Here is a 23555-nt window from a genome sequence, read left to right as displayed (position 1 = left end):
GTGGCCAAAGCATTCCGGTGGGCGAGCAAACCGCCCCGCGGCCGTGCCTCCGTCACCGCCCGAGCAGCACCCGCGCCACCTCGGCCTGCTCCTCCGGCAGCTCCTCCTCGCCGTCCTCCAGGTCCCACAGGCTGTCCTGCAGCACCCGGCCGAGCGTCCAGGCCCGCGCCCGCTCCCGGTCCAGGCCCAGCACCTCCGTCATCAGGTCAAACCGCCACCGCACCGCCGACACGTCGAAGCGGTTCCACAGCGCGGGCATCAGATCGAACCCCGGATCACCGGCGAGCGGCTTGGGATCGATGGCCAGCCAGGGCTCGCGCGCGCCGGCCAGGACGTTGTCGAAGTGCAGGTCCCAGTGGAGCAGCCGGTCGCCCGGCTCGCCCGCCACCTCCCGTACCGCGGCCGCGCAGTCCGCGAGCAGCCGCCGCTCCTCCGCGTCCGCGAGGGCGGCCAGCGCCTGCGGTACGTCGTCGAGCATGGCCGCGGCGATGTCGCCGAGCCGGCGCAGGCCCGGCGGCGCCGGTACGGCCGTCAGCCGGGCCAGCAGCTCCGCGAGGATCCGCACCGCCTCCCGGTCGTCGTCGACCGACGACAGATGCCGCGTCTCGTCCAACCTCTCCAGGAGCAGGGTGCCGGTGTCCGCGTCGTGCTCCAGCAGCTGTACGACGCCGTCGCCGTCCCAGACGCGCAGCGCGACCGGCTCGCCCTCGCTCTCCTCGTCCAGCAGCTGCATCTTGAGTGCCGCGGCCGTGCCGTCCGCCCGCTCGACGGGAAGGACGAGCGAGGCGGCACCGTACATCGAGGGGCCGGTGCGGCGCAGCGACCACCGCTCCAGGAACTCCGCCGCGCGGCCCGGCAGCGCGGCGATGAAGGCGCGGCCCGCCTCGCCGTTGTACCTGACCTGACCCGTCGCCAACTCCTCCGGAATGTCGATCACATACCGATCCTAGGCCCTGCCCCTCGGCACCCACCTGGACAGAGGCATCGCCACAGGTGTACCAACACCCCCATGAGCACGATCAACGGCGGCATCTCCTTCTGGTACGCGCAGGACGGCATCCCCGCCCCCCGCGAGCCCCTGCCCGGCGACGCCACCGCGGACGTCTGCATCGTCGGCGGCGGCTACACCGGCCTGTGGACCGCGTACTACCTGAAGAAGGCCGTTCCGTTCCTGCGGATCACCGTCCTGGAGCAGAAGTTCTGCGGCTACGGCGCCTCCGGCCGCAACGGCGGCTGGCTCTACAACGGCATCGCGGGCCGCGACCGGTACGCCAAGCTGCACGGCCACGAGGCCGCCGTACGCCTCCAGCGCGCCATGAACGACACCGTCACCGAGGTCGTGACCGTGGCCGGCGAGGAGAACATCGAGGCGGACATCCATCAGGGCGGTGTACTCGAAGTCGCCTACACACCCGCCCAGTTGACCCGGCTGAAGGCCTTCCACTCGGTGGAGATCGCCTTCGGCGAGAAGGAACGCGTCCTGATGGGCGCCCGCGAGACGGCCGAGCGCGTCCGGGTCACCGGAGCCGTCGGCTCCTCCTGGACCCCGCACGGCGCCCGGCTGCACCCGGTCAAGCTCGTCAAGGGCCTGGCCGACGCCGTCGAGGCCCTCGGCGTGACCATCCACGAGTCGACGCCGGTCACCGAGATCAAGCCCAAGCACGCCGTCACCCCGTACGGCACGGTCCGCGCCCCCTACATCCTGCGCTGCACCGAGGGCTTCACGGCGAACCTCAAGGGCCAGCACCGCACCTGGCTCCCGATGAACTCCTCCATGATCGCGACAGAGCCGCTCCCGCAGCACATCTGGGACACCATCGGCTGGGACGGTCGCGAGACCCTCGGCGACATGGCCCACGCGTACATGTACGCCCAGCGCACCGCCGACGACCGCATCGCCCTGGGGGGCCGGGGCATCCCGTACCGCTTCGGTTCCCGGACCGACAACGACGGCCGCACCCAGGCGGCCACCGTCGAGGCGCTCCGCGAGATCCTGGTCCGCTTCTTCCCCACCACCGCGGGGGCCCGCATCGACCACGCCTGGTCCGGCGTCCTCGGCGTCCCGCGCGACTGGTGCGCGACCGTCACCCTGGACCGGTCCACCGGCCTGGGCTGGGCGGGCGGTTACGTGGGCAGCGGTGTCGCCACCGCCAACCTCGCCGCCCGCACCCTGCGGGACCTGGTCCAGCAGGACTCGGGCCAGGCCGGCCCCACGGACCTCACCGCCCTGCCGTGGGTGAACCACAAGGTCCGCCGCTGGGAACCGGAACCGCTGCGCTGGATCGGCGTCCACGGCATGTACGCGGCCTACCGCGCCGCGGACCGCCGCGAGGCGGCCGCCCGCAGCACCGCCACGGATCCGATCGCCCGCACGGCGGACCGCCTCTCCGGCCGCCACTGACCGGCCCGGCCCGCCCGGCGGGTGGGCGGCGCCCGGCGCGTGGGCGACGCCCGGCGGGTGGGCGACGCCCTGTCCCGCGCGGACACCCACCGCCGCGCTACGCGACCTCGATCCCATGCTCCTGCACGAGCGCCTCCAGGCCCCCCGGGTAGCCCTTGCCGCCGATGACGAACTCCCAGTCGCCGTTCGCCCGACGCCGGAACGACCCAAGGACCAGAGCCGTTTCGCCGGCCCGGCCGTCGGAGACGTCCAGCCGGTCCAGCTCGTTCCCGACCGCGTCACGCAGCCGGATCCCCGCCTCGGTGAACCCGGCCAGGTCGGCGTCCGGATTGACCTCGGGATCGACCGCCGCGACGAGGACGAGGCGATCGGCCCGTGCCGGCAGGTTGTCGAACGAGACGCGGATCGCCGCCTTGTCCCCGGCTCCGCCGTGCACCGCGCGCACCGACCCGTCCGGGGTGCGCGGATTGTTGAAGAAGACGAAGTGCTCGTCGCTCAGCACCCGGCTCCCCCGGCAGACCAGGGCGCACACATCCAGCGCCACCCCGCCGGACCACGACATGCCGAGCACGTTGTAGTCGTCGTCGACCGCATCGGGCACCCCGTCGCCGGCGACAGCCGCACCGGCCGCACCAGCCCCACCCGCGGCCGTACCCCGCTGCGCGGGCAACGGGCCCGCACCTCCGCCCGCACCGAGCCGTCCGCGCAGCCCGTACCGGCTCAGCAGATCGACCAGCTCACCACCGGACACCAGCGTCAGCGGCTTGCCGTTGGCGAACGTGTAGGAGCCGGGGCCGAAACCCGAAGTGGTCACCAGAACGCCCTTGTTGGCCCCCGCGCCCTGGACCGTGCCGTACAGGTCGCGGACCGCGCTCGGCGGAACCGTGTTCCGGTAGCGCTTGACCTGCACAATGATCTTCCCGCCGCTGATGGGGTCCGGATCGAGTGCCTCCACATCCACCCCGCCGTCGTTGGAACGCTGCGTCGTCACCGCCTGCATGCCCCGCGCCCGGAACAACTCGGCGACGAGCCCCTCGAAGTCCACCGGGTCCATCTCCAGCAGATCCGGCTCCGCGCCGCCGCCGTGCGAGACCACCCCTGCTCCGACCTCCTCCGGCACCCGGCCGGGCCGCACCGCGACCCGCTGGTCCGGCCGCCCGGACAACTGCCCGCGCACCCCCTCGACCAGGCAGTCCACCGCGCTGACCTGTGCCAGGTTCAGGGCGCCGAAGTCGACCCGGGTAACCATCACCGTGCTCAGCACGATCTGCGCCCGGCGCCCGGTGGCCGGATCGACGTCGTCGACGAACCCGTTCAGGGCGACCGAGTCCAGCGTCCCGAACTCGTCCGCGGCGAAGAGGTCCCGCAGCGCGAGCAGCACACACTGCGCGAGTACGTCCCGGTACAGCGCCCTGCGCTGCGCCGCCGGCCGGGCCACCTCCTTGTGCTGGTCGGTGCCGACCATGTACTTCACCGCCTTCGACTCGGGCACCACGTCGTAGGCGGGCAACTCCCAGTTCAGCACCAGTTGCCGGGCCGCCGGGTCGAAAGCCGCGGTCACCTGCCGCGGCAGCCCCTCCGGCCAGGCGGTGGACGCGTACAGCGCTGCCGAGAAGTACTCCACCACCGTCTCCGGCTCCCCGTTGCGCAGCGCGGTGACCATCCCCGCGATGCCGGCGTTGTGCCGCCGGATCTCCGCGCGCTGCGCGCCCGCCCATTCGTCGTACTGCCGCCGGTACGCCTCGAGCTGCTGCACGCGGCGGGCCTCCGCCGCCTGCGCGGCCTGCCAGTCCTGCTGGTACCGCGCCTGCGCCTCCTGCTGCGCCTGCGCCCGCCGGCTCGCGGTCCAGCCGCCCTGAGCCTGGTACCGGTTCGCGTCCGGCATCGGTACCGGGTGAGCGAGCTGCCCGGGGGCGAAGGGTTCTATCTGCTCCGCCCGCGTCAGCGCGGCCGTCCGGAACGCCGGCGCCCCGCAGCCCGCGGCCAGCAGCCCCGTCAGCACGGCGACCCTGGCGTCGAGCTCCTCCGTGCGCTGTCGCGCGTCCGCCTCCCGCCGCTGCCGGTAGGCGGCCTGCTGCTCCCGGTGCATGCGCGCCATGTCCCGCTCGTACGCGCGCTGCTGCCGCTCCTGCTCCCGCTGCCCCTGGACCCAGGCCCGGTGCTGCGCTTCCTGCTGCCGCTGCTGCTGGCGCTGCGCCTCCGCCCAGGCTCCGATCAGTCCGCTCGAGCGACGATTCATCCGACGGCCTCCCCAACCCCCGGGGCCGCTGACCCCGCGCCTCTTCACATGCCCCACACATGCGGAAAGGCAAGTGTCCCGGATCGGAGTGACCCGGGACGCATGTTTCGGGGGGACCGCCGGCGCAGGTTTACGCACTCCAGGTCGGCCCACCACCACCCAGGAGTGCCGGAGAACCCCTCTGCACTGCGCGAGCCCGCAGCACTACGACGACCGCGCGGGCCTGGCAGCGGGCAAGACGACAGGCTTGGAGATCGTCTTGATTGGCGATCAGTGGCGCGAGCCGCCGCGACGGAATCCATGCGCGCCGGTTGATCGGCTTGGTGGACACTGCGCGGATGAGCTCCGAAGCCTCCCAGGCACCGCAGGAACGGGCCCTTCGTCATGTCGCAGCACTGGCGTCGGGCCCTCCGGTGGACCCGCCGCTGCGGGTGACCCTCAACTTCCACCCCGACCGTTTGCTACACGGCAAGCCGATCCTGGACGCTCTGGCTGAGGACGGCGTCTACCGCTCACAGTTCGTCACGGGGACCAGCAACGGTGGACTGACCGCGCATCCCGGCGGAGACCGGTGGCGCTGGGAAAGCCGGATCTTCAACGGAGCGTACGACGAAGCGCCTGCTCATGAGCGGCCCGTCTACGGGGCGTTGAACTTCCGCCGTAAGCCGGTCGGCGGGGCGCCGCGGTTCGGCTCCGCTCACTTCCGGCTGACTGCCCAGACGGTGGCGCGGACCACGTTCTGCTACCCGGACAGCTTCCTTGAACCCTCGGATTTCGGTGTCGCCGCCCGCATGGGGCTGATCGAGCTTGCCCTGGCCGACAGCCAAGACGACCTTGACGACTACATCGAGGCCCAGGTGCATGGACCGGTCCGACTGAACCGCCATGTGGAGGCCCTGGTCTTGGACCCGTGCTACCAAGGCACAGCTGTCGAGGCCGCGGCACTGCGTCTTGGCTGCCCCGTGGAGTGGCATCCGGGTTTCCGTCTCGGGGTCGAGGAACTCCGCCTTCACCCCGACTACCGCGGTCAGGAGTACGTGGACTTGGGCACGCAGATCGCCGTCGGCGGCGTACTCGATCCTCGCAGCGTCGGAGATGCGGCACGTGACAGCCGCTATGCCCCCCAGGCGGTCAAGAAGGTATGGCACTACCTGGCGCGTTTCGGGGCGCCTGGGAAAGCCGCTGACGAATCGGTGAGCCCGGCACGGGTGGAGGGGGCCGTACTCGATGGCCTACGTTGAGCGGCTGGTCCCGGAGCGGCACGGCTGGGACGCCACCGCTGGACGGTTGAGCGAACGGTAGCGAGGCTGGCCGGCTGCCGCAGGCTACATCGCCGCTACGAACGCAAGGCCGAGCACCTCCTGGCATTCGTCGGCATCAGCGCCACCCTCATCTGCTACCGGAGATCGACCAACTGAGACGATCGCCCCAGGGCAAGAGAAAAGCCAGGTCAGACGGGGTCTGACCTGGCCTCTTCCCGAGCCCCCTGTCGGATTCGAACCGACGACCTACGCATTACAAGTGCGTTGCTCTGGCCAGCTGAGCTAAGGAGGCAGCCCGAGAAGTGTACCCAGCCCTCGGGCCGGACGGTTCTGGAATATGCCCGGCTTCCGGCTGCTGACAGATCGGGCGCGGCGGGGTACGGTCACTCGGAGTTCACCCAGGTGGACTAGACCCCATTCCTTCCTTTACTCGGATCGTCCGGCACGTTCCTGCCGGTGAAGGGACACATCACCATGGCCACTGTCTCGTTCGACAAGGCGACCCGGATCTACCCGGGTGGCGACAAGCCCGCCGTCGACCAGCTCGAGCTCGATGTCGCGGACGGCGAGTTCCTCGTACTCGTCGGCCCCTCCGGCTGCGGCAAGTCCACCTCCCTGCGCATGCTCGCGGGCCTCGAGGACGTCAACGGCGGATCCATCCGGATCGGTGACCGCGACGTCACCCACCTGCCGCCCAAGGACCGGGACATCGCCATGGTGTTCCAGAACTACGCGCTCTACCCGCACATGACCGTCGCCGACAACATGGGCTTCGCGCTCAAGATCGCCGGCGTCAACAAGGCCGAGATCCGGCAGAAGGTCGAGGACGCGGCGAAGATCCTCGACCTCACCGAGTACCTGGGCCGCAAGCCCAAGGCGCTCTCCGGCGGTCAGCGCCAGCGCGTGGCGATGGGCCGCGCGATCGTACGTGAACCGCAGGTGTTCCTCATGGACGAGCCGCTGTCGAACCTCGACGCCAAGCTCCGCGTCTCGACCCGTACGCAGATCGCCTCGCTGCAGCGCCGCCTCGGCATCACCACGGTGTACGTCACCCACGACCAGGTCGAGGCCATGACCATGGGCGACCGCGTGGCCGTGCTCAAGGACGGGCTGCTCCAGCAGGTCGACTCGCCGCGCAACATGTACGACCGCCCGGCGAACCTCTTCGTGGCCGGCTTCATCGGCTCCCCGGCCATGAACCTGGTCGAGGTCCCGATCACCGACGGCGGCGTGAAGTTCGGCAACAGCGTGGTCCCGGTCAACCGTGAGGCACTGGCCGCCGCGGCCGACAAGGGTGACCGCACGGTGACGGTGGGTGTCCGGCCCGAGCACTTCGAGGTGGTGGAGCTGAACGGCGGCGCCGCGCAGTCGCTCTCCAAGAGCACCGAGGACGCCCCGGCCGGCCTGGCCGTGACCGTGAACGTCGTCGAGGAGCTCGGCGCCGACGGTTACGTCTACGGCACCGCCGAGGTCGGCGGTGAGCAGCAGGACCTCGTGGTCCGGGTCAACGGCCGCCAGGTGCCTGAGAAGGGCGCCGTGCTGCACGTCGTCCCGCGGCCGGGCGAGACCCACGTCTTCTCCACCTCCACCGGCGAGCGCCTCAGCGACTGACGCCGCGGCATCGTCGCGGCTCCGGCCCGGCCGGCGCGCGCATCTTGCCTACGTGGCCCCGTACTTCCGCCTCCCGCGGCGGTGCGGGGCCACGGCCCTCCGCCCGCACCCGCCGCCGCACTGTCGCCGCACTGTCGACAAATACCCCGGCATACCGGCCATTTCGAACTCCGTGCGTCAACACGCGATTCGAAAAGCCGCGTCGAACCATCCCCCGACCGAGTGACTAAATGTCGCCAAATCATCACCGACCGCTACGCTCGCCTGCGTGACCCACACAGCCCGCCGTATCGGCCGAACTCTCGCCCTGGTCCTGCCCGTCGTCCTGGTCCTCTCCGGGACGCTCGCGGTCACCATGGTCCCCTGGGCGGACAACTCCCAGTCGCGGATTCTCACCGCATCCGCCGAGACCGTCTCCGTACGCGCCAAGTCCCGCGCTCCGCAGGACGTGCTGCGCGACCAGCTGATCACCGAGCTCCAGGCGAAGGATCCCGGAATCGCTCTGACGCATCTCCAGCTGGAGGTCGACCGCCGGCCGTCGCTCGCCAAGCACTGCATGTCGATCGCCCGCGCGCTCGGCCGTGCCGCCGTCAGCCACTACGGTCCCGCCCGCGCCCAGTCCTTCTCCCGCCCCGTCTGCGACACCTCCTTCGCGTCGGGCGTCGCCCACGCCGGCTGACAGCCCTCTGGACCGACGCCCGCGCCGGCCGTCGCCCTGCGGGCCACGCACCGCGTCCCCGCCGCTTACCTGTCCGTCATGCGCGCCGCATAGGCTGCGCGCATGACGGCAGACTCATCCCCGGGCGCGCCCCTGACCGCAGCAGCGCCCACCCAGGCCGTGGTCCTGGCCGGTGGCCAGGGCTCGCGCCTGCGCCCGTACACCGACGACCGGCCGAAGCCGATGGTCGAGATCCCCGGGACCGGGGTGCCGATCATCGGCCATCAGCTTGCCTGGCTGGCGTCCGAGGGTGTGACGGACGCCGTGGTCTCCTGCGGCCATCTCGCCGAAGTCCTCCAGGACTGGCTGGAGGAGACCGAGCTGCCGCTCCGCGTCACCACGGTGGTCGAGAAGGAGCCGCTGGGCCGCGGCGGCGGCCTCAAGTACGCCGCCGCGCATCTCCCGCACCCCGACCGCCCCTGGTACGCCACCAACGGCGACATCTGGACGCGCTTCTCGCTCCGCGAGATGGCCGCCTTCCACCAGGAGCGCGCCGCCGTCGCCACGCTCGCGCTGGCGCGCCCGCGGATCCCGTGGGGCGCGGTGGAGACCAACGAGTTCGGCCATGTGCTGGACTTCATCGAGTCGCCCCCCTCGCCGTATCTGATCAACGCGGGCGTGTACGTCTTCTCCCCCGAGTTCACCTCGCTGCTGCCCGACCGCGGCGACCACGAGCGCACCACGTTCCCGCACCTGGCGCGCGAGCGCCGGCTGGCGGGTTTCCCGCTGCCGCAGGGCGCGTACTGGCGGGCCATCGACACGGCGAAGGACCTGACGGAGGCGGCGAAGGAGCTGGCACTGCACACGCGTTCCTGAGCGTGAGCGGCCGTACGTACCTCAGCGGTCCCGTACGCATGGCACCACGCCCGTCCACGACGTCGAACGGCCCGGCGCGCATTCCTCGCGCCGGGCCGTTCGACGGTGCGTCGTAGCGGTCGTACGGGTCAGGGGTCGTACGGGTCAGTCAGCCGAGCAGGCCGCCGACCAGACGGCCGGGCTCCTCGCCCGATCCGCCGCCGGAGCCACCGTTCCCGCCGCCGGAGCCACCGTTGCCACCGCCGCCGTTCCCGCCACCGCCGCCGCCGTTGGTGCCGCCGCCCGAGGACGACGGGCCGGACGAGCCGGCCGGGGGCTGCTGCTGCTCGGGGGCCGACTCGCGGGGCTCCTCCCGGCCGGTTCCCTGGGTCTCGGTGGGCTGCTGTTCCGCGCCCGCGCTGCCGGTCTCCCGGACTTCCTCCGGCGTCGGCCGGTCGGCCGTCGGGCCGGCCGAGCGCTCCGCCGACGGCGAGGCGGACTTGCGGGGCTCCTTCGAAGAGCGGTCCTTGTCCTTGGACTTCTGCGGCAGCGGGGAACCCGGCAGGTGGTTGCTCGGCGCGTCGCCGGGACCGGGCACGGTGACCACGGTCGCCGAGCGCACTGCCCCGCCCAGTACGGAACCGACGAGCAGCGTCAGCCCGACGACGAACGCCGCCATGACCGCACCGCGGCGCAGCACCCGGCGCCGCAGTTCCCACAGCTCGGCCCGCGGACCGAGCCGGCGCCATGCCTCGCTCGCGAGCCGTCCGTCGACCGAGTAGACGGGCGCGCCCGCGATGATCAGCGGGCTCCAGGCGGCCAGGTAGATGATGTCGGGCGCGTCGTACGCCGGGACGGTCTTCCACGTCACCGTCATCAGCAGCGCGGCCGAGAGCACCGCCCCGAAGCAGGCCGCGAACCGCTGCCAGAGACCGAGCACGGTCAGCACGCCGACCACGACCTGGAGGAACGCGACCGTCAGACCCGCGCCGACGGGGTGGGACAGGGCGAAGTCGCGCAGCGGCTCCGCGAGCGCCCAAGGGTGCAGCGACTGGAGCCACTTGACCATGGAGCCGCGTTCGCCGCCGTCGAAGTAGACGGGGTCGCACAGCTTGCCCATGCCGGCGTAGATCGAGATGAAGCCGAGGAAGACGCGCAGCGGGAGCAGCACGACGCCGAGGTTCATCCGCCGGCCGGGGTAGTACGCGTGCCGGACCGGGTCGGCGCCCTGCCGGCGGACGCCGCTCTCGTACGTACCGCCGCCGTGTGCATCGACGTCGTAGGCGCCGGCGTCGTACACACCGGTCTCGTACGCGCCTGCGTCGTACGGGCCGGTCTGGTACCCACCGGTCTCATACGCGCCGGTCTCGTACGGGCCCAACTCGCCGCCCGGGTACGGAGCTTCGTCGTACCCGCCGCCGCCCGCGGGCACCCGGGGCAGCAGCCGCGTCCCCGAGTCGTGACTGCGCGGCCCGACGACCGTCGGCGTCGGGCGGGTGTCCTCGTCGAGTTCGATCCGCGGGAGGACCTGGGTGGCGCCGCCGTCGAAGCCGCCCCGGCCGGCGTCCCGTACCGCTTGCAGCAGCCCGGTCGCCCCCGGGTCGCCCGGGGCGGACTTGCCGCTCCACACGACGGGCGCCCGGCGCCGCGCCGCGGCGCCGGTCATGGCGGGGACCCTGGACGTGTCGGCCCCGGCCGCCGCGACCCGCGGCGCGAGGCGCGGGTTCGGGCCGGTGGCGAGCTGCACGCGGAAGCTGGCGTGGTTGACGATGACCTGTGCGGGATCGCACGGCACCTTGACCATGCTCAGCGCGGGCTGGTCGTCGAACCGGGGTGTTCTGGTGTCCACACTCATCTAACCGAGTGACGGGTGTTTAGGACACTGCTTGACGACGAGATCTGTCCGAGACCCGACAAACCGGGCCACCATGGCCCCGCCCGGGCCCGGGCGGAGACGTCAGCCGCGCAGACGCCAGCCGCGGGTTCGTCAGCCGCGCAGACGTCAGCCGCGTCGGCGCGACGCCTCGTAGAGGACCACACCCGCCGCCACGCCCGCGTTCAGGGACTCCGCCCCGCCCGGCATCGGGATCCGCACCAGGAAGTCGCAGGTCTCCCCGACCAGGCGCGACAGACCCTTGCCCTCGCTGCCGACGACGATCACGACCGGCCCGCCGAGCTCCGCCAGGTCACCGACCTCGTGCTCGCCGTCCGCGGAGAGGCCGACCACCGTGATGCCGGCCTTCTGGTAGCCCTCCAGGGCCCGCGTGAGGTTCGTCGCCCGCGCCACCGGCGTACGCGCCGCCGTGCCCGCGGACGTCTTCCACGCGCCCGCCGTCATGCCGGCCGCACGGCGCTCGGGCACGACGACCCCGTGCCCGCCGAACGCGGAGACGGAGCGGACGACCGCACCCAGGTTGCGCGGGTCGGTGACCCCGTCGAGGGCGACGATCAGCGGGTCCTCGCCGTCGTCGAAGGCACCGGCGGCCAGGTCCTCGGGGTGCGCGTACTCGTACGGCGGGACCTGGAGCACCAGCCCCTGGTGGTTCAGCCCGTTCGTCATCCGGTCGAGCTCGGGCCGCGGCGCCTCCATCAGGTTGATGTTGCCGCGTGCCGTCGCGAGTGCGAGCGCCTCGCGCACCCGCTCGTCGTTGTCGATGAACTGCTGGACGTAGAGCGTCGTCGCCGGCACACCGTCGCGCAGCGCCTCGAAGACGGGGTTGCGGCCGACGACCATCTCGGACGTGCCCTTGGCGCCACCGCGCCGCGGCGCGGGACGGCGGGCGGCGGCCTGCTTGGCCTTGGCGTTGGCGACGCGGTTCTTGACGTGCCCCTTGCGGGCGGAGGCGGGCGGGGTCGGGCCCTTGCCTTCGAGGGCACGACGCCGGTTACCGCCGCTGCCGACCTGCATGCCCTTCTTGTTGGACGTGCGGCGGTTCCTGCGCTGGCTGTTCCCGGCCATGACCTACCTGTTTCGTTGCTTCAGAAGTACGTACGTATTACGAGTGTGCCGCCCGGAGGCCCGAGCGGCACAATCCAGCGGCCCTCAGCGGGGCCCGAGCGTCCAGCGCGGCCCGGTCGGGCTGTCCTCGATGACCAGCCCCGACTGCTGCAGCTGGTCGCGGATCGCGTCCGCCGTGCCCCAGTCCTTGCGGTCCCGCGCGGCCTGCCGCTGGTCGAGCACCAGCCGTACGAGCGAGTCGACGACGCCGTGGAGGTCCGCGCCGCGGTCGGACGGGCCGCCCGACCAGTGGTCGTCGAGCGGGTCCAGACCGAGGACCGCGAGCATGGCACGTACCTCGGCCAGCCGGGCGACGGCCGCCTCCTTGTCGTCGGCGGCGAGCGCGGAGTTGCCCTGGCGCACGGTGGTGTGGACGATCGCGAGCGCCTGCGGCACGCCCAGGTCGTCGTCCATCGCGTCGGCGAACGCCGGCGGGACCTCGGGCGCGGGGTCGACCACGCCCCCGGCCTTCTCGACGACGCGCTGGATGAAGCCCTCGATGCGGGCGAAGGCGGACTCGGCCTCGCGCAGGGCTTCTTCGCTGTACTCGATGGTGGAGCGGTAGTGCGGAGTACCGAGGTAGTAGCGCAGGACGATGGGCCGCCAGTTCTTGATCATCTCGGCGACGAGCACCGAGTTGCCGAGCGACTTGCTCATCTTCTCGCCGCTCATGGTGACCCAGTGGTTGTGCACCCAGTACGCGGCGAAGGCGTCGCCAAAGGCCTTGGCCTGGGCGATCTCGTTCTCGTGGTGCGGGAAGATCAGGTCGATCCCGCCGCCGTGGATGTCGAAGGCCTCACCGAGGTACTTGTGGGCCATGGCCGAGCATTCCAGGTGCCAGCCGGGCCGGCCGCGGCCCCACGGGGTCTCCCAGCTCGGCTCGCCGGGCTTGGCGGCCTTCCACATGGCGAAGTCGCGGGGGTCGCGCTTGCCGGTCTCGCCCTCGCCGGACGGCTGGCGCAGATCGTCCAGGTCCTGGTTGGAGAGTTCGAGGTAGCCGGGGAAGGACCGCACGTCGAAGTAGACGTTGCCGTCGGCCTCGTAGGCGTGGCCGCGCTCGATGAGGCCGCGCATCATCTCGACCATCTCGGTGATGTGGCCGGTGGCGCGCGGTTCGTAGGTGGGCGGGAGGCAGCCGAGGGCGTCGTAACCGGAGTTGAAGGCGCGCTCGTTCTCGTACCCGATGGACCACCAGGGGCGGTCCTGGTCGGCCGACTTGGTGATGATCTTGTCGTCGATGTCCGTCACGTTGCGGACGAACGTCACGTCGTAGCCGCGGTACTCGAACCAGCGGCGCATGATGTCGAAGTTGAGCCCCGACCGGATGTGCCCGATGTGCGGTGCGGCCTGCACGGTCGCGCCACAGAGGTAGATCGAGACGCAGCCCGGCGTGAGCGGGGTGAAGTCACGGATCTGCCGGGCGCTGGTGTCGTACAGGCGAATGGTCACGGCAACAAGGGTAGTGGGCCCACGGCAGTGCCCCGGGACCCTTTCGGGCCGCGGGGCGACTTTGTTGCCGAAGCGGTGCGCGGCGTGTGCGAGGTCCTGTCCGGGCGATCAGGCTGGATCAGCGAGCGGCGTCTGGTGCGTGCAGCTGCAAGGCGGCCGGGTTCGCCCATAGCGGAGCTATGGGCGAATTCGACCAACGCGGCAGATGTGCGTGCCAGGCGACGGGAGCCCAGCATGGTCGCCCGGACAGGGCCTACAGGGAGCCGACGATCTTGCGGGGGGTGACCCGGACGACCACGCGCGGGTCGTCGTCCTTGGACGCGGGGTTGAAGTCGGCGTAGTGCTTGCCCGTGTACTTGAGCGAGAGCTCGTCGATCAGCTCCTGGCCGCCCTCGGTGGTGAGGGTGGCGGTGCCCCGGATCTCGGCGTACGTGTACGGGGAGTCGGACGGCTGCACCACCACGGTCACCCGCGGGTCCCTGCGCAGGTTCTTCTCCTTGCGGCGCCCGACCGTCGTCGAGATCAGGACGTCGTCGCCGTCACGCTTCGCCCAGACGGGCGACACCTGCGGGCTGCCGTCCGGCTGGATGGTGGCGATCTGGACGAAGACGGGGGTGTCGAGGACCTGCTGGAGCTGTTCGGAGAGTGCGGCTGCCATGGGGGGCCTTCCACTGGACGCGAATGGTTGACGGCTGTACGAGTACCCGATGGTGCCGGAACCGCGGCGGTGTGCCGGGCATTCACTCGCGGCCCGCGCGTCAGCGTGCCTCAGGGTACCGGGCATGCGTGCGCGGCACGGCGCGTCAGCCGGTCCGTACCACCAGCGCCGTCGCGATGGCGGCCAGTCCTTCGCCGCGCCCAGTGAAGCCGAGGCCGTCGCTGGTGGCGGCGGAGACGGCGACCGGGGCGCCGACCGCCTCGGAGAGGACCTTCTGCGCCTCCTCGCGGCGCTTGCCGATCTTGGGCCGGAGGCCGACCACCTGGACGGCCACATTGCCGATCGTGAAGCCGGCGTCCCGGACGATACGGGCGGCCTCGGTCAGCAGCGTGAGACCCGACGCGCCGGACCACTGCGGGCGCCCGGTGCCGAAGTGCGCGCCGAGGTCTCCGAGCCCGGCCGCGGAGAACAGCGCGTTGCACGCCGCGTGGGCGACGACATCGGCGTCGGAGTGGCCCGCGAGGCCCGGACCCTCGCCCTCCCAGAGCAGGCCCGCGCACCACAGCTCACGGCCCTCCTCGAAGGCGTGGATGTCCGTGCCGATCCCGACTTGCGGGAGGAGCGGCATGGCGGGATCAGAAGCCATCGTTGGCCCTCCTGCGTGCGAGTACGGCCTCGGCGAGGACGAGGTCCAGCGGCCGGGTCACCTTGAAGGCCTCCTCGTGGCCCTGGACGATCACCACGGGGACGCCGAGCCGCTCGACCATGCCCGCGTCGTCGGTGGCGCCCTCGCCGTCCACCGCGATCGCCTCATGGGCGCGTACCAGCGTGTCCCGGTCGAAGCCCTGCGGCGTCTGTACGGCGCGGAGCCTGGCCCGCTCGGGGGTGGCGACGACCGGTTCGGGGTCGCCGCCCGGCCTGGGCTCGACCTCCTTGACGGTGTCGGCGAGCGGCAGCGCGGGCACGACGGCCGGCGCGCCGTCGCGTACCGCCTCGATCACCGCGTCGACGGTGTCGACGGGGACGAGCGGGCGGGCCGCGTCGTGCACCAGCACGGTGGTGATGTCCTCCGGCAGCGCTTCGAGGCCGAGCCGCACCGACTGCTGGCGGGTCTCGCCGCCGGGCACGACCAGGAAGTCGGTGCGGTCGGGCAGGGCGTGGTCGTCGAGCAGGTTCTTGACCTCGCCGGCGCCGTCCGGCGGGGCGACCACGACGACCAGGGAGACGGCCCGGGAGTTGGCCATCGCCCGTACGGCGTGGATCAGCATGGGCGTACCGCTCAGCGCGCGCAGCGCTTTGGGGGCGCCCGGGCCGAGCCGTACACCGCGGCCCGCGGCGGGGATCACCGCGGCGGTGCGGGACGGGCGGGCAGGGCTCGATTCGTCAGACATCCGTAGCTCCGGGAGTCCGGGGTCCGGCCCCGGAATTGGCGCGGCCAGGTTTGTGCAGGCGGCCGACGTGGGTATGGCCTCAGCGAGCCGGGGGCGACGCCTTGACCGACCCCTTCCGTGACGACTGGTCAGGTCGGCGCCCGGGCCCGGCACACCGACAGGGGCGTGGGAGTTTCAGTATGTGCGGCCGTACAGAACGCGGCCGCACAGTCGCGCAGGGGACAGCTAGCGGGGCAGATAGCAGGTCGGGCAATGGGGCCAGACATGCCGCAGCGCCCGGCGACAGCAGATGTGTCATCGGGCACCGCGGCACAACAGTGCTCAGCGCGCCAGGATCAGCGCGTCAGGACGCGAGAACCTCGTCGAGCAGCGCCTCGGCCTTGTCCTCATTGGTGTTCTCAGCGAGCGCCAGCTCACTCACCAGGATCTGCCGCGCCTTGGCGAGCATGCGCTTCTCGCCGGCGGACAGACCGCGCTCACGCTCACGACGCCACAGGTCACGGACGACTTCCGCGACCTTGATGACATCGCCGGAGGCGAGCTTCTCGAGATTTGCCTTGTAGCGACGGGACCAGTTCGTCGGCTCTTCGGCGTACGGTGCCCGCAGCACCTCGAAGACCCGGTCCAGCCCGTCCTGACCAACCACGTCGCGAACGCCGACGAACTCCGCATTGTCCGCCGGTACCCGAACCGTCAGGTCGCCCTGGGCGACCTTGAGCACCAAGTAGGTCTTGTCCACGCCTTTGATCTGGCGAGTTTCGATGGCCTCGATCAGCGCGGCCCCGTGATGGGGATAGACCACGGTGTCGCCAACCTTGAACGTCATGTGACAGGTACCCCTTCCGTGGCTATCCAGAGTAACACGAGAACGGACTGTTCTGAATGGCGTTTCCGCAGGTCAGGGCATATCTCGGGGCTTGACAACAGCAACACGAACGTGCTGCGGAGACCTCCCGGAAGCGGGTATTCGCAGGTCGGAGCGGCTCTGCGGACGGCCCGAAACGCCCTCGTCACACGCTGCATGCCACCCGCACGAAGGGTCTAACATCCCGATTTGCCGGGTTCCGAGTGGTGAACTTTCCCTACTCCGTTCGGCTGCCGATGACCCGTACGGAATTGATCGGGGCGCGCCGAAGCGGGTTTTGTGACACGGAATGCGTTCTCGCCCGGAACCGGTTCATGGACCGGTCGATGAACCGGTCCGGGAAATTGATCACCGGGCTTATGTGAACGGCGTACGAAATCCCCGGACCGGCCACCGCCGCGCGCAGCCCCCGCTTCCCCGCTCAGGGTGCGGAGGGTCGGGTGCAGGACGGGGTCGGCGGCTCGGTAACCTAAGCGCGCTGACACACCCTGCCCGTTCCGACGTACGTCCAAGGAGTTGCCGCCGCCGTGAGCCGCAGCCTTCGACGCGGCGCTCTCGCCGCTACCGCCCTCGCGTTCTCGATCGCCTCGCTCTCCGCGTGCGGTGCGGGCAACGACGCTCAGTCGCTTCAGGTCAAGCCGGACAACGCCGCGGTCTCCGTCGGCAACATCGAGATCCAGAACGCGCTGGTCATCACGCAGGCAAAGGCCAAGGCCAAGGGCCCGGCCGTGGTCTCCGCGACGCTCTTCAACAACGGCACGAAGCCCGAGACGCTCGAGTCGGTCAAGCTGCCCGGCGCCGGCGCCGAGGTGAAGCTGACGTCGGCCAAGGGCTCCGGCCCGGTCACCGTGCCGGCCGGCGGCTCCGTCGTCCTCGGCGGCGAGGGCAACGCGTCCGCGGTCATCGCGAAGGGTCGCGAGGCGGCGAAGGACGGGGACGCGCAGAAGGTCGTCTTCGAGTTCAGCGAAACCGGCGATGTGCAGCTGAGGGCGTTCGTCGTCCCGGCGGCCGGTTACTACGCGGCGTACGGCCCGTCGGCGGCAGCCGCGGAGCCCACCGCGAAGCCGTCGCCCCCGGCATCGCCGACGGCGCCGGCGACCACGACGGACCGGCCGGGACGGCCCGGCGGCGAGGCGTCCGGCGAGCCGGCCGACGACGGCGAGGAGCCGGGCGAGGGCGAGGGCACCCCGTCGGACGAGTCGTCCGCGTCGCACGGCACCGATCACTGACCGTCTGTATCCGCACAAACGAGGTACACGCAGGAAGGCGCCCCCGCCGGGAGAACCCGCGGGTGCGCCTTCCTGCATAAACGGGGAGCGGCTTACGGCTCGAACTTGTACCCCAGGCCGCGGACCGTCACCAGGTACCTCGGGGCTCCCGGGTCCGGCTCGATCTTGGCCCGCAGGCGCTTGACGTGGACGTCCAGGGTCTTGGTGTCGCCGACGTAGTCCGCGCCCCACACCCGGTCGATCAGCTGCATCCGGGTCAGTACCCGGCCCGCGTTGCGCAGCAGCATCTCCAGCAGGTCGAACTCCTTCAGCGGGAGGTCGACCTTGCCGCCGGAGACCGTGACGACATGGCGGTCCACGTCCATCCGGACCGGACCGGCCTCCAGGGCCGCCGGCGTGACCTCCTCCGGCTCACCCCGGCGGCGCAGGACCGCGCGGATGCGGGCGACCAGCTCCCGCGAGGAGAAGGGCTTGGTCACGTAGTCGTCGGCTCCTATCTCCAGGCCGACGACCTTGTCGATCTCGCTGTCCTTGGCGGTCACCATGATGACCGGGACGTTCGACCGGCCGCGCAGCTGCCGGCACACCTCGGTGCCGGGGAGTCCGGGCAGCATCAGGTCGAGCAGGACGAGGTCGGCGCCATTGCGCTCGAACTCGTCGAGCCCCTCGGGCCCGGTGGTCGCGATGGCGACCTCGAAGCCCTCTTTGCGGAGCATGTAGGACAGGGCGTCGCTGAAGGATTCCTCATCCTCGACGACGAGCACTCGGGTCACGGAAGGACCTCCGGGGCAGGAATGGCTGCTGTTGAGTCAAACGCGGAGCGGGTGGCATGGGTGGTGGTGCTGCGGGTCGTGTCGTAGTCGTACGGGTCGTCGCCGGCGCCGGCGGCCTCCATACCGGCGGTCTCGATGCCGGCGTCCTCGCTGTCCGCGTCCTCGTCGACATCGCCCGGGACCAGCAGTCCGCCGCCGGGCCGGCCCTCCGTCGTGGCCTGGTCGCGTACGGCGCCGGCCTCCGGGAGCCGCAGCGTGAACGTGGAGCCCTGACCTTCCGAGCTCCACACCGTGACCTCCCCGCCGTGCGAGGCGGCCACGTGCTTGACGATGGCGAGGCCCAGGCCGGTGCCGCCGGTGGCCCGGGAGCGGGCCGGGTCGACCCGGTAGAAGCGCTCGAATATGCGCTCGCGGTCCTTCTCGGGGATGCCGATGCCCTGGTCGGTCACGGCGATCTCGATCAGATCCCCGCCGGGCGCGGTGACCCGGCGCCCGGCGATGCCGACGCGGGTGCGGGCCGGACTGTAGTTGACGGCGTTCTCCACGAGGTTGCCCAGGGCCGCGGCCAGCTGGCCGCGATTGCCCCAGACATACAGGTCGGCGGTGCCGCCCGTGGCCATGGTGATCTGTTTGGACGACGCCGTGTGGCGGCAGCGGTCGATCGCCTCGGCGACCAGGGTGTCGACGCGGACCGGCTCGGCGTCCTCCAGCGGGTCGTCGTTCTGCACCCGGGAGAGGTCGATGAGCTCCTGGACCAGATTGGTCAGGCGGGTCGCCTCGATCTGCATCCGGCCGGCGAACCGGGTCACCGCCTCGGGGTCGTCCGACGCGTCCATGACTGCCTCGGAGAGCAGCGAGAGCGCGCCCGTCGGGGTCTTGAGCTCGTGGCTGACGTTCGCGACGAAGTCGCGCCGTACCGCTTCGATACGGCGGGCCTCGGTGAGGTCCTCCACCAGCAGCAGGACGAGGCGGGAGCCGAGCGGGGCGACCCGCGCGGAGACCGCCAGGGCTTCGCCGCGGCCGGTGCCGCGCCGGGGCAGGTCGAGCTCTACCTGCCGTATCTCACCGTCACGGCGGGTGTCGCGCGCCATGTGCAGCATGGGTTCGACGGCCAGTTTGCCGCCGCGGACCAGGCCCAGCGCGTACGCTGCGGAGCTGGCCTTCACCACGCTGTCCCCCTCGTCGAGGACGACGGCGGACGAGCGCAGCACGGAGAGCACGGTGTCCACGCCGGGCGGCAGTACGGGGTCCGTGTGCAGAGAGGTCCTGGTGGGGCGGGCCTGGTCGCGCTCGCTCCAGCGGAACGCCAGCATGGCGATCACGCCGGTGCACACCCCGGCGATCGCTGCCAATGCGGCGACCGCCGCGTTCACGTCCATGCATCCAGGTTAAGCAGGCCCGATGACAGTTCCACAGCCGTTCGGGTGGCACCTCGAACAGTCGTCGCCCAGAGTTCACCGTGGGGACGGGACCGGTTCACTTGCGGTGCCGGAGCCGGACGCGTACGGGACAGAACGTGGGAGCGTGGGGGTCCGGAAGAGCCCCCGTCGGGACCGAGCGGGACAAGACCGAGCCGGTCGAGAGCGGGACAAGAGAGGGACAGCCAATGCGGGACGCGTACCACGAGGAACTGGACTCGATCGGCGAGGGCCTGGTCGAGATGGCCCGGCTCGTCGGGTCGGCGATCGGGCGGGCCACCACGTCCATGCTGGACGCCGATCTGAAGCTCGCCGAAAGCGTGATCGCCGCGGACCAGAAGGTGGACGATCTCCAGCACGACCTGGAGGCCAGGGCCATCGCCCTGCTGGCGCGCCAGCAGCCGGTCGCGACGGACCTGCGGATCGTGGTCACGTCGCTGCGGATGAGCGCCGACCTGGAGCGCTCCGGCGACCTGGCGCAGCACGTCGCCAAGCTCGCCCGGCTCCGCTTCCCGAACTCGGCGGTTCCGGACGACCTGCACGCCACCATCCTGGAGATGGGGCAGCTCGCGCAGCGCCTGATGGCCAAGGCGGCCGAGGTCATCATCACCAAGGACGTCGACCTCGCGCTCCAGCTGGAGCAGGACGACGACGAGATGGACCTGCTGCACCGCACGCTGTTCCAGCACCTGATGGACGACCGCTGGAAGCACGGCATCGAGACGGCGGTCGACGTGACGCTGCTGGGCCGGTACTACGAGCGGTTCGCGGACCACGCGGTGTCCGTCGCCAAGCGCGTGGTGTACCTGGTGACGGGCGAGCACGCGGACGAACTGCAATCCGCCCCGGCGCAGGTCGAGGGCCCGTAGGGGGTGTCGTCAAAGTCCCGCCTGACCCGCGGCGTCTGGCACGGCACCTCGCTGCGTTGTCGGAGTCATCCAAGTACGTCCAGTACGAGGATGATCTCCCCCAGCCTGGCGGCTGGGAGGTGCCCCCACCGCCTTGCGATGCACCGCACCAGACGCCGCGGGTCCCGCCCTTCGGGCGGACGGCGCTACTTCGACGACACCCCCTAGCCCGGTTTCCCGCAACGGTCCGCGCGGTCCTGCGCGTGTGCGCCGTTGATGCGCCCTTGGGAGTGGGCATGCAATGGGCAGCAGGCAGTACGCGTCGTACGCCTTCGAGGAGGATCCCCATGGCCGATTCCCCCACGCCCAACTCCCAGCAGGAACAGCCGGCCGAACCGGTCCGTCTGCCGCTCCTCGGCACCTGCGGCTGCGGCTCGGGCTGCGGCTGCGGCTGCCAGTCGGGCGGGCCGTGCCAGTGCGGTGGCTGCTGCGGCTAGCAACGCGAACGGAAGGGCCCCGTCCAGCCGGACGGGGCCCTTCGCCGAGCCTGCTTGGCCGCAGTGGCCTGATCGCTCCTGATCGGGCGGGAGGTTACTTCTTGCCCTGGTTCTTGACGGCCTCGATCGCCGCCGCGGCCGCCTCCGGGTCGAGGTACGTGCCGCCCTGGACCAGCGGGTTGAAGTCGGCGTCCAGCTCGTAGTAGAGCGGGATGCCGGTGGGGATGTTCAGGCCCGTGATGTCGTCGTCGGAGATACCGTCGAGGTGCTTGACCAGGCCGCGCAGCGAGTTGCCGTGCGCGGCGACCAGGACGGTGCGGCCGGCCAGCAGGTCGGGGACGATGCCGTCGTACCAGTACGGCAGCATGCGCTCGACGACGTCCTTCAGGCACTCCGTGCGCGGACGCAGCTCGCTCGGGATCGTCGCGTAGCGCGGGTCGTCGCTCTGCGAGAACTCGGCGCCGTCCTCCAGGACCGGCGGCGGGGTGTCGTACGAGCGGCGCCACAGCATGAACTGCTCCTCGCCGAATTCGGCGAGCGTCTGCGCCTTGTCCTTGCCCTGGAGCGCGCCGTAGTGGCGCTCGTTCAGGCGCCAGGAGCGGTGCACCGGGATCCAGTGGCGGTCCGCGGCCTCGAGGGCGAGCTGCGCGGTGCGGATGGCGCGCTTCTGGAGGGAGGTGTGCAGTACGTCGGGCAGCAGGCCGGCGTCCTTCAGCAGCTCACCGCCGCGGACCGCCTCCTTCTCGCCCTTCTCGGTGAGGTTGACGTCCACCCAGCCGGTGAACAGGTTCTTCGCGTTCCAGTCGCTCTCGCCGTGGCGGAGGAGGATCAGCTTGTACGGTGCGTCGGCCATGCGTACGAGCCTAATAGACGCGGACGCGGCCTCGCGCGCATGGGGACGGCGGTCTCGACTGACGGACGGCGTCAATTCGGTGGCGCCCGGGAGCGCGGCGACTGTAACTTGCGGAGGTTGCTTGCGCCTCTTACATCCCTGGGGGGATCCCGATGTCCGTTGCCAGTCTCAGGCGGGCCGCGCGCGAGAGTGTCGCGGGACTGCCCCGGGCGTTCTGGTGGTTGTGGGCCAGCACGCTGGTCAACCGGCTCGGGGCCTTCGTCGCCACCTTCATGGCCCTGTACCTGACGCTGGAGCGGGGCTACTCGGCCTCCTTCGCGGGACTGGTCGCCGCGCTCCACGGCCTCGGCGGTGTCGCCTCCTCACTCGGTGCCGGGGTGATGACCGACCGGCTGGGGCGCCGGCCCACGCTGCTCATCGCCCAGAGTTCGACGGCCGCCTCGGTAGCGCTGCTCGGCTTTATGCAGCACCCGGCCGCCATCGCGGCCGTCGCCTTCCTGGTCGGTATGACGAGCAACGCCTCGCGCCCGGCGGTGCAGGCGATGATGGCCGACATCGTCCGGCCCGAGGACCGGGTGCGCGCCTTCGCGCTCAACTACTGGGCCATCAACCTGGGGTTCGCGATCTCCTCGGCCGCCGCGGGCCTCATCGCCGAGTACAGCTATCTGGCGGGCTTCCTCGGCGAGGCCGCGCTGACGCTGCTCTGCGCGGTGCTGGTGTTCGTCAAGCTGCCGGAGTCCAGGCCGGAACGCGGGGCGGCGGGGGCGAAGGACGGGGCGGAGATCGGACTCGGGACGGTCCTGCGCGACGGGCGCTTCATGGGCGTCGTCGGACTGTCCTTCCTGATCTCGATGATCTTCATGCAGGGCTCGGTCGGCCTGCCGGTGGCGATGGGTGCGGAGGGCTTCTCCCCGTCCGACTACGGGCTCGTGATCGCGGTCAACGGGGTGCTGATCGTCGCCCTCCAGATCCCCGTGACCCGCTTCATCGAACACCGCGACCCGCAACGACTGCTGGTCCTCTCCGGCCTGCTGGCGGGATACGGCTTCGGGCTGACCGCGTTCGCCGGGTCGATCGGGGTGTACGCGCTGACGGTGTGCGTCTGGACGCTGGCCGAGATCGTCAACTCACCCACGCAGATGGGCCTCGTGGTCCGGCTGTCCCCCGCGCACGGGCGCGGCCGCTACCAGGGCGTGTACACGATGTCCTGGTCGGTCGCGGCGCTGCTCGCGCCCCTGATGGCGGGTTATGTCATCGACCGCTTCGGCGCGCGGTGGCTGTGGGCCTCGTGCGCGGCGCTCGGCACGCTGGCGGGGCTGGGGTACTGGCTGCTGATGCGGCGGCTGCCGGCGGAGGCCGGGGCGTTCCCGGACGACGGGACGGCCGGCTCCGACGCCGTCGCCGCTGACGTCATGGCCGCCGACGTCGCTCCGGAGGCGGTGGTTCCGACGGCCATGGCACCTACGGCTGTGGTGCCCACGGGTGACGTTCAGGGCCGGCGGCCGGCCGACTGACCGGCGGCGGCCGGATCCTGAGGCCGCCGCCGGTCC

At 71.3% G+C, this 23555-nt stretch carries 21 protein-coding genes, 1 tRNA gene and 1 pseudogene; 10 read left to right on the top strand and 13 right to left on the bottom strand.

Annotated elements, in window-relative coordinates:
- Positions 1-52: 52 nt before the first annotated feature.
- A complete protein-coding gene (locus ACWV17_RS18935) occupies positions 53-937 on the bottom strand; it encodes an aminoglycoside phosphotransferase family protein (protein ID WP_455360664.1) in 885 nt (294 codons plus the stop codon).
- Positions 938-1009: 72 nt separating this feature from the next.
- On the opposite strand from ACWV17_RS18935, the gene ACWV17_RS18930 reads away from it, so the two are divergent.
- Positions 1010-2401, top strand: coding sequence for an NAD(P)/FAD-dependent oxidoreductase (locus tag ACWV17_RS18930; protein ID WP_455360663.1), 1392 nt, complete (start codon positions 1010-1012; stop codon positions 2399-2401).
- A 97-nt stretch (positions 2402-2498) separates the two neighbouring features.
- Here the strand turns inward: ACWV17_RS18930 and ACWV17_RS18925 are convergent, their stop codons facing one another.
- Entirely contained in the window at positions 2499-4640 is a 2142-nt protein-coding gene (locus ACWV17_RS18925; RefSeq protein WP_455360662.1) for a restriction endonuclease, read from the bottom strand.
- 338 nt (positions 4641-4978) lie between these two features.
- On the opposite strand from ACWV17_RS18925, the gene ACWV17_RS18920 reads away from it, so the two are divergent.
- Together ACWV17_RS18920 and ACWV17_RS18915 are read left to right on the top strand one after the other, a co-directional pair.
- Positions 4979-5881: a DUF3626 domain-containing protein gene (locus ACWV17_RS18920; RefSeq protein WP_455360661.1), complete on the top strand. Its 903-nt coding sequence runs from the start codon at positions 4979-4981 to the stop codon at positions 5879-5881.
- A gap of 24 nt (positions 5882-5905) precedes the next feature.
- Positions 5906-6058: pseudogene (locus ACWV17_RS18915) on the top strand (IS5/IS1182 family transposase); the annotation flags it as partial.
- Positions 6059-6120: 62 nt separating this feature from the next.
- Here ACWV17_RS18915 and ACWV17_RS18910 read toward each other — a convergent pair.
- A tRNA-Thr gene (locus ACWV17_RS18910) sits at positions 6121-6194 on the bottom strand.
- A gap of 182 nt (positions 6195-6376) precedes the next feature.
- Here ACWV17_RS18910 and ACWV17_RS18905 point away from each other — a divergent pair.
- The 3 genes from ACWV17_RS18905 (at position 6377) to ACWV17_RS18895 (ending at position 9047) form a co-directional block, all read left to right on the top strand.
- Positions 6377-7513 (top strand): ABC transporter ATP-binding protein, encoded by a 1137-nt coding sequence (locus ACWV17_RS18905; RefSeq protein WP_455360660.1) that lies wholly within the window; start codon positions 6377-6379, stop codon positions 7511-7513.
- Between the two features lie 268 nt (positions 7514-7781).
- The gene (locus ACWV17_RS18900; RefSeq protein ID WP_455351030.1) at positions 7782-8192 is read left to right on the top strand and encodes a hypothetical protein; all 411 of its coding nucleotides are present in this window, start codon (positions 7782-7784) and stop codon (positions 8190-8192) included.
- 102 nt (positions 8193-8294) lie between these two features.
- Positions 8295-9047 carry a nucleotidyltransferase family protein gene (locus ACWV17_RS18895; RefSeq protein WP_455360659.1) on the top strand — a complete coding sequence of 251 codons (753 nt, stop codon included), beginning with the start codon at positions 8295-8297 and terminating at the stop codon, positions 9045-9047.
- A 148-nt stretch (positions 9048-9195) separates the two neighbouring features.
- Here ACWV17_RS18895 and ACWV17_RS18890 read toward each other — a convergent pair whose 3' ends face one another.
- The 7 genes from ACWV17_RS18890 to ACWV17_RS18860 all read right to left on the bottom strand — a co-directional run bounded on the left by ACWV17_RS18890 (position 9196) and on the right by ACWV17_RS18860 (position 16348).
- Positions 9196-10881, bottom strand: a complete 1686-nt coding sequence (locus ACWV17_RS18890; RefSeq protein WP_455360658.1) for a DoxX family membrane protein — start codon at positions 10879-10881, stop codon at positions 9196-9198.
- A 147-nt stretch (positions 10882-11028) separates the two neighbouring features.
- Positions 11029-11985, bottom strand: coding sequence for a 23S rRNA (guanosine(2251)-2'-O)-methyltransferase RlmB (gene rlmB / locus ACWV17_RS18885; protein ID WP_455351027.1), 957 nt, complete (start codon positions 11983-11985; stop codon positions 11029-11031).
- 84 nt (positions 11986-12069) lie between these two features.
- Positions 12070-13473, bottom strand: coding sequence for a cysteine--tRNA ligase (cysS, locus tag ACWV17_RS18880; RefSeq protein ID WP_455351026.1), 1404 nt, complete (start codon positions 13471-13473; stop codon positions 12070-12072).
- Between the two features lie 253 nt (positions 13474-13726).
- Positions 13727-14131 carry a PPOX class F420-dependent oxidoreductase gene (locus ACWV17_RS18875; protein WP_455351025.1) on the bottom strand — a complete coding sequence of 135 codons (405 nt, stop codon included), beginning with the start codon at positions 14129-14131 and terminating at the stop codon, positions 13727-13729.
- Between the two features lie 145 nt (positions 14132-14276).
- On the bottom strand, positions 14277-14777 hold the full coding sequence (gene ispF / locus ACWV17_RS18870; protein WP_455351024.1) for a 2-C-methyl-D-erythritol 2,4-cyclodiphosphate synthase: 501 nt from the start codon (positions 14775-14777) through the stop codon (positions 14277-14279).
- Positions 14767-15522, bottom strand: coding sequence for a 2-C-methyl-D-erythritol 4-phosphate cytidylyltransferase (gene ispD / locus ACWV17_RS18865; RefSeq protein WP_455351023.1), 756 nt, complete (start codon positions 15520-15522; stop codon positions 14767-14769). Before ispD ends, ispF begins: the two co-directional genes overlap by 11 nt.
- A gap of 343 nt (positions 15523-15865) precedes the next feature.
- Complete coding sequence (locus tag ACWV17_RS18860; protein WP_003953493.1) at positions 15866-16348, bottom strand: CarD family transcriptional regulator; 483 nt, start codon at positions 16346-16348, stop codon at positions 15866-15868.
- 566 nt (positions 16349-16914) lie between these two features.
- On the opposite strand from ACWV17_RS18860, the gene ACWV17_RS18855 reads away from it, so the two are divergent.
- Positions 16915-17616 (top strand): DUF461 domain-containing protein, encoded by a 702-nt coding sequence (locus tag ACWV17_RS18855; protein WP_455351022.1) that lies wholly within the window; start codon positions 16915-16917, stop codon positions 17614-17616.
- A 92-nt stretch (positions 17617-17708) separates the two neighbouring features.
- Here the strand turns inward: ACWV17_RS18855 and ACWV17_RS18850 are convergent, their stop codons facing one another.
- Together ACWV17_RS18850 and ACWV17_RS18845 are read right to left on the bottom strand one after the other, a co-directional pair.
- Complete coding sequence (locus ACWV17_RS18850) at positions 17709-18389, bottom strand: response regulator transcription factor (RefSeq protein WP_142217884.1); 681 nt, start codon at positions 18387-18389, stop codon at positions 17709-17711.
- Positions 18386-19768, bottom strand: coding sequence for a sensor histidine kinase (locus ACWV17_RS18845; protein WP_455360657.1), 1383 nt, complete (start codon positions 19766-19768; stop codon positions 18386-18388). Before ACWV17_RS18845 ends, ACWV17_RS18850 begins: the two co-directional genes overlap by 4 nt.
- A 227-nt stretch (positions 19769-19995) precedes the next feature.
- On the opposite strand from ACWV17_RS18845, the gene phoU reads away from it, so the two are divergent.
- Together phoU and ACWV17_RS18835 are read left to right on the top strand one after the other, a co-directional pair.
- Positions 19996-20676 (top strand): phosphate signaling complex protein PhoU, encoded by a 681-nt coding sequence (phoU, locus tag ACWV17_RS18840; RefSeq protein ID WP_455351020.1) that lies wholly within the window; start codon positions 19996-19998, stop codon positions 20674-20676.
- 326 nt (positions 20677-21002) lie between these two features.
- The gene (locus ACWV17_RS18835; RefSeq protein ID WP_455360656.1) at positions 21003-21152 is read left to right on the top strand and encodes a hypothetical protein; all 150 of its coding nucleotides are present in this window, start codon (positions 21003-21005) and stop codon (positions 21150-21152) included.
- A 94-nt stretch (positions 21153-21246) separates the two neighbouring features.
- Here ACWV17_RS18835 and ACWV17_RS18830 read toward each other — a convergent pair whose 3' ends face one another.
- The gene (locus ACWV17_RS18830; RefSeq protein ID WP_455351018.1) at positions 21247-22005 is read right to left on the bottom strand and encodes a phosphoglyceromutase; all 759 of its coding nucleotides are present in this window, start codon (positions 22003-22005) and stop codon (positions 21247-21249) included.
- 152 nt (positions 22006-22157) lie between these two features.
- On the opposite strand from ACWV17_RS18830, the gene ACWV17_RS18825 reads away from it, so the two are divergent.
- Entirely contained in the window at positions 22158-23519 is a 1362-nt protein-coding gene (locus ACWV17_RS18825) for an MDR family MFS transporter (protein WP_455360655.1), read from the top strand.
- The last annotated feature ends 36 nt before the right edge of the window (positions 23520-23555 follow it).

It is taken from the genome of Streptomyces mabaensis, from assembly GCF_053763515.1.
Note: the sequence above shows the minus strand (reverse complement) of the source record. Positions and strands in the feature narration are given on the sequence as shown.

What these genes read in the sequence shown, in the direction of transcription:
- ACWV17_RS18930 (WP_455360663.1), top strand. Translation starts at nt 1,010, where the DNA reads ATGAGCACGATCAACGGCGGCATCTCCTTCTGGTACGCGCAGGACGGC.
- ACWV17_RS18920 (WP_455360661.1), top strand. Translation starts at nt 4,979, where the DNA reads ATGAGCTCCGAAGCCTCCCAGGCACCGCAGGAACGGGCCCTTCGTCAT.
- ispD (WP_455351023.1), bottom strand. Translation starts at nt 15,522, where the DNA reads ATGTCTGACGAATCGAGCCCTGCCCGCCCGTCCCGCACCGCCGCGGTG.
- ACWV17_RS18845 (WP_455360657.1), bottom strand. Translation starts at nt 19,768, where the DNA reads ATGGACGTGAACGCGGCGGTCGCCGCATTGGCAGCGATCGCCGGGGTG.
- ACWV17_RS18875 (WP_455351025.1), bottom strand. Translation starts at nt 14,131, where the DNA reads ATGGCAGCCGCACTCTCCGAACAGCTCCAGCAGGTCCTCGACACCCCC.
- ACWV17_RS18830 (WP_455351018.1), bottom strand. Translation starts at nt 22,005, where the DNA reads ATGGCCGACGCACCGTACAAGCTGATCCTCCTCCGCCACGGCGAGAGC.
- phoU (WP_455351020.1), top strand. Translation starts at nt 19,996, where the DNA reads ATGCGGGACGCGTACCACGAGGAACTGGACTCGATCGGCGAGGGCCTG.
- ispF (WP_455351024.1), bottom strand. Translation starts at nt 14,777, where the DNA reads ATGGCTTCTGATCCCGCCATGCCGCTCCTCCCGCAAGTCGGGATCGGC.
- ACWV17_RS18860 (WP_003953493.1), bottom strand. Translation starts at nt 16,348, where the DNA reads ATGACGTTCAAGGTTGGCGACACCGTGGTCTATCCCCATCACGGGGCC.
- ACWV17_RS18925 (WP_455360662.1), bottom strand. Translation starts at nt 4,640, where the DNA reads ATGAATCGTCGCTCGAGCGGACTGATCGGAGCCTGGGCGGAGGCGCAG.
- rlmB (WP_455351027.1), bottom strand. Translation starts at nt 11,985, where the DNA reads ATGGCCGGGAACAGCCAGCGCAGGAACCGCCGCACGTCCAACAAGAAG.
- ACWV17_RS18825 (WP_455360655.1), top strand. Translation starts at nt 22,158, where the DNA reads ATGTCCGTTGCCAGTCTCAGGCGGGCCGCGCGCGAGAGTGTCGCGGGA.
- ACWV17_RS18905 (WP_455360660.1), top strand. Translation starts at nt 6,377, where the DNA reads ATGGCCACTGTCTCGTTCGACAAGGCGACCCGGATCTACCCGGGTGGC.
- ACWV17_RS18835 (WP_455360656.1), top strand. Translation starts at nt 21,003, where the DNA reads ATGGCCGATTCCCCCACGCCCAACTCCCAGCAGGAACAGCCGGCCGAA.
- ACWV17_RS18890 (WP_455360658.1), bottom strand. Translation starts at nt 10,881, where the DNA reads ATGAGTGTGGACACCAGAACACCCCGGTTCGACGACCAGCCCGCGCTG.
- ACWV17_RS18895 (WP_455360659.1), top strand. Translation starts at nt 8,295, where the DNA reads ATGACGGCAGACTCATCCCCGGGCGCGCCCCTGACCGCAGCAGCGCCC.